Below are 4,366 nucleotides of genomic sequence, written 5' to 3'. Positions count from 1 at the left end.
TGGCAGGATATCGTAAGTTAGGTCGTCCTACTGATCAAAGAAAAGCTATGCTTAGAAATCTTGTTACAAGCTTCTTAAAGCATGGTAAAATAGAAACTACTGAAACAAGAGCTAAGGAAACTAGAAGTCTTGCAGAAAAAATGATTACTCTTGCAAAAAGAGGAGATTTACACGCAAGAAGACAAGTGTTAGCATTTGTTACAGAAGAAGAAGTTGTTAAAAACTTATTTGACAACATAGCTCCAAAGTACGCTGAAAGAAACGGTGGATACACTAGAATGTACAAAGTTGGTCCTAGAAGAGGAGACGGAGCTGAAGTTGTTATACTTGAATTAGTATAATATATTTCTTTAGAGAGGATTAAGTTTTTACTTAATCCTCTTTTGTCATATAGATGATTTTATATTATTCTTATCATATTCAGGATTAAAAATAGAGTAATATATAATAAAAAATTAAATATTATTTTTATTACTAGTATAAAATTTTAGATTTAAGCTATAATAGTTTTTAATCTAATGGTAAATTGTGTGTTTAAATAATTTTTTAATAAACAATTTTAATGAAGATAATTTTATATAAAAGGTTAAAATAAGGAGATATCTATTTACAAAATAAAATTATTAATAGTATTATTTTATAAGTAGGTATTTTTTTTTATACGTAAAAAATTATTAAACTTAATAGATATTAAGATAAGGAGTTAAGTGTTTTAACTCTAAAGTAGTTCAAGTTAGCTTTAGAGGAGGCTAGTATGGTAGAAAATATGATTAAAAGTGAAGACTTAGTTTTTAAATATGTAAATGCTGAAGAACAATCTGAAAAGGTTGCAATAAATCACGTTTCTATGGAAGTTAAAAAGGGAGAATTTTTAGTTATATTAGGACATAACGGTTCAGGAAAATCAACTATGGCAAAGCATATGAATGCTTTGTTACTTCCTAGTGGTGGAAAGATGTATGTAGATGGGTTAGATACTTCTGATATAGAAAATCTTTGGGAAGTTAGAAGAAGAGCTGGGATGGTTTTTCAAAATCCAGATAATCAATTAGTAGCAACAATAGTTGAAGAAGATGTGGCTTTTGGACCAGAGAACTTAGGTATTGATCCAAATGAGATAAGAGAAAGAGTAGATGATTCATTAAAAGCAGTAGGTATGTATGAATATAGAAAGCATGCACCACATTTATTATCAGGAGGTCAAAAGCAGAGAATTGCTATTGCAGGTATATTAGCAATGAGACCTAAATGTATAGTCTTAGATGAACCTACAGCAATGCTTGATCCTTCAGGTAGAAATGAAGTAATGCAAACTATAAAGGAAGTAAACAAAAAGTTTGGAATTACTATAATACTTATAACTCACTATATGGACGAAGCAGCACAGGCTGATAGAATAATAGTTATGGATAAAGGTGAAAAGGTAATGGAAGGTGTTCCTAGAGAAATTTTTTCTCAAGTAGAAAAAATAAAGTCAATTGGGTTAGATGTTCCTCAAGTTACTGAATTAGCCTATGAGCTTCAAAAAGATGGAGTAGATATATCAACAGAAATATTAAATATAGATGAGATGGTGAATGCTTTATGTCAATTAAAATAGAAAACTTAAATCACATATATATGCCTAAAACACCTTTTGAAAAAATAGCATTAAATAATATAAACTGTGAAATAGAAGATGGAGAGTTTGTAGCACTAATTGGGCATACTGGTTCAGGGAAATCAACTTTTATACAGCATTTAAATGGATTATTAAGTCCTACTAGTGGGAATATAATAGTTGATGGTGTTAATATAGCAGATAAAAAGGTTAAATTAAGCGATATTAGAAAAAAGGTAGGATTAGTATTTCAATATCCAGAGTATCAATTATTTGAAGAGACTATTAAAAAAGATATTGAATATGGTCCTAGAAATTTAGGAATCAGTGAAGAAGAAATAAGCAAAAGAGTTAAAAAATCCATGGAGATGGTCGGTCTTGACTATGAAACATATAAAGATAAATCTCCTTTTGATCTAAGTGGAGGTCAAAAAAGAAGAGTTGCTATAGCTGGAGTTATAGCTATGGAGCCTAAGGTTCTTATATTAGATGAACCAACAGCTGGTTTAGATCCTAAAGGAAGAGAAGACATACTTGCTCAAATAAGGCTTCTTCATAAAGAGTATGGAATGACTATAATAATGGTTAGTCATAGCATGGAAGATGTAGCTAAGATTGCTGATAGAGTAATTGTTATGAATAGTGGAGAAATAGTTTTAGATGGAAAGATTGCAGAGGTATTTAAAGAGGTTGAAATTTTAGAAAAAATAGGCTTAGCCGTTCCACAAGTAACTTATCTAATAAGAGAGTTAAGAAATAAGGGGTTTAATATATCAGAAGAGATATTTACAATTTCTCAAGCTAAGGAAGCTCTTTTAGAAATAATAAGGAATAATAATTAGGAAGGATAAGAAATTATGTTAAAGGACATTACTATAGGTCAATATATTCCTGGGGATTCTTTTGTACATAAATTAGATCCAAGGACTAAGATATTAATATCATTTATTTTTATTGCTTCATTATTTATAGTAGATAAGTTTTGGGGATATATATTTATAATTGCATTTTTAGGTGCAACAGTATTAATATCTAAATTACAATTTAAATATTTATATAAAGGACTTAAACCAGTATTTTTATTAATATCTATAACAGCAGCACTTAATATTTTTATGATAAAAGGTACAGAAGATACACTTATATGGCATTGGAAATTCTTATATATATATAAGGAAGGAATAAGAACAGCTATATTTATGGCATTAAGACTTATCTTGCTTATAATGGGAACTTCAGTATTAACACTTACAACATCACCAATTGAATTAACTGATGGTATTGAAAGTTTATTAAAACCATTTAAGAAAATAGGAGTTCCAGCTCATGAATTAGCAATGATGATGACAATTGCTTTAAGATTTATACCAACTTTAATTGATGAAACTGATAAAATAATGAAAGCGCAAAAAGCTAGAGGTGCAGACTTTGAATCAGGTAACATAATTCAAAAAGCTAAAAGTTTAATACCGCTATTAATCCCTTTATTTATTAGTGCCTTTAGAAGAGCTGATGAGTTAGCTATGGCTATGGAAGCAAGATGCTATAGAGGTGGAGATGGAAGAACTAGAATGAAGATATTAAAGTATTCTAAAAATGATTTTATTTCTTTTGGAATATCTGGAGTACTTTTAGTTTTATCAATAGTAGTTAGAGTTTTATAGTATAAATTAAATTATGTTTTTACATTTAGACTTTTAATATAAATTAAATATTGATAATATAAAAGAAAGACTACAAGTTTGTGGTCTTTCTTTGTTTGAAGAATTAATTATTGATGGTTTAAAATATTGTTTTACAAAAAAATAAAGGAATGATTATATGAGAAATATAAAATTAACTATAGAATATGATGGAACATCTTATTTTGGATGGCAAAAACAGCCTATAGGTAATACTATTCAGCAGAAGGTAGAAGAGGCTATAAAGAAGATTACTAAAGAAGATACAGAGTTATTAGGAAGTAGTAGAACAGATTCAGGAGTACATGCCAAGGCTTATGTGGCTAATTTTAAAACCAATTCTAATATACCAGGGAAAAATTTTAAGGCTGCATTAAATTCAAAGTTACCAAAGGATATAGTAATAATGAATTCAGAAGAAGTTGATGAGGGTTTTCATGCTAGGTACATGACTACAGGTAAAACTTATTGTTACACAATACTAAATAGAGAAGAGCCACCAGCACTAGAAAGAAATTATGTATATCATGTTAAAAAGCAATTAAATGTAGAAGATATGAAAGAAGCATGTAAATATTTTTTAGGGAAGCATGACTTTAAAGCATTTCAGAGACCAGGTGGGACAGTTAAAACTTCTGTGAGAACAATAACTGATATTCATATTGAAACAGAAAAAAATAAAATTAAAATATATGTGTCAGCGGATGGCTTTTTATATAATATGGTTAGATTAATTGTAGGAACATTACTTAAAGTAGGAAGAGGAAAAGAAAATCCTGAATTTATAAAGGAAGTCATAGATTCTGGTGATAGAAAAAAAGCTGGAATTTGTGTTCCTCCAACAGGATTATGCTTAGAAAAAGTTTTTTACTAAAAGTAAATAAAATGTATTGACACGCCCGTAAGCGTGTATTATAATTGTATTTGTTTGTAAGAGAGATGTACGGGATTCGGCATGAATCTTAACATAAAGTACGAGGACATATAAAACCTATTTTAAAATTCTAGGGAGGGAAAACGATGAAATCATACATTGCAAAAGCACAAGAAGTTGAAAGAAAATGGTATGTTGTTGACGCTGCTG

The 4,366-nt window shown here is 29.0% G+C and carries 5 protein-coding genes; all 5 read left to right on the top strand.

Annotated features, from left to right (window positions below; genetic code table 11):
• On the top strand, positions 1–341 hold a 341-nt coding region (gene rplQ / locus Q1J60_RS08075; RefSeq protein ID WP_300260610.1), incomplete at its 5' end, for a 50S ribosomal protein L17.
• A gap of 413 nt (positions 342–754) precedes the next feature.
• A complete protein-coding gene (locus Q1J60_RS08070; protein ID WP_300260607.1) occupies positions 755–1,600 on the top strand; it encodes an energy-coupling factor transporter ATPase in 846 nt (281 codons plus the stop codon).
• On the top strand, positions 1,585–2,442 hold the full coding sequence (locus Q1J60_RS08065) for an energy-coupling factor transporter ATPase (RefSeq protein WP_300260604.1): 858 nt from the start codon (positions 1,585–1,587) through the stop codon (positions 2,440–2,442). Before Q1J60_RS08070 ends, Q1J60_RS08065 begins: the two co-directional genes overlap by 16 nt.
• A 15-nt stretch (positions 2,443–2,457) precedes the next feature.
• Positions 2,458–3,264 carry an energy-coupling factor transporter transmembrane component T family protein gene (locus tag Q1J60_RS08060; protein WP_300260601.1) on the top strand — a complete coding sequence of 269 codons (807 nt, stop codon included), beginning with the start codon at positions 2,458–2,460 and terminating at the stop codon, positions 3,262–3,264.
• 157 nt (positions 3,265–3,421) lie between these two features.
• Positions 3,422–4,156 (top strand): tRNA pseudouridine(38-40) synthase TruA, encoded by a 735-nt coding sequence (gene truA / locus Q1J60_RS08055; RefSeq protein ID WP_300260599.1) that lies wholly within the window; start codon positions 3,422–3,424, stop codon positions 4,154–4,156.
• The last annotated feature ends 210 nt before the right edge of the window (positions 4,157–4,366 follow it).

Origin of the sequence: Clostridium sp., assembly GCF_029258205.1 — a bacterium.
Lineage (GTDB): Bacteria > Bacillota > Clostridia > Clostridiales > Clostridiaceae > Sarcina.
Note: the sequence above shows the minus strand (reverse complement) of the source record. Positions and strands in the feature narration are given on the sequence as shown.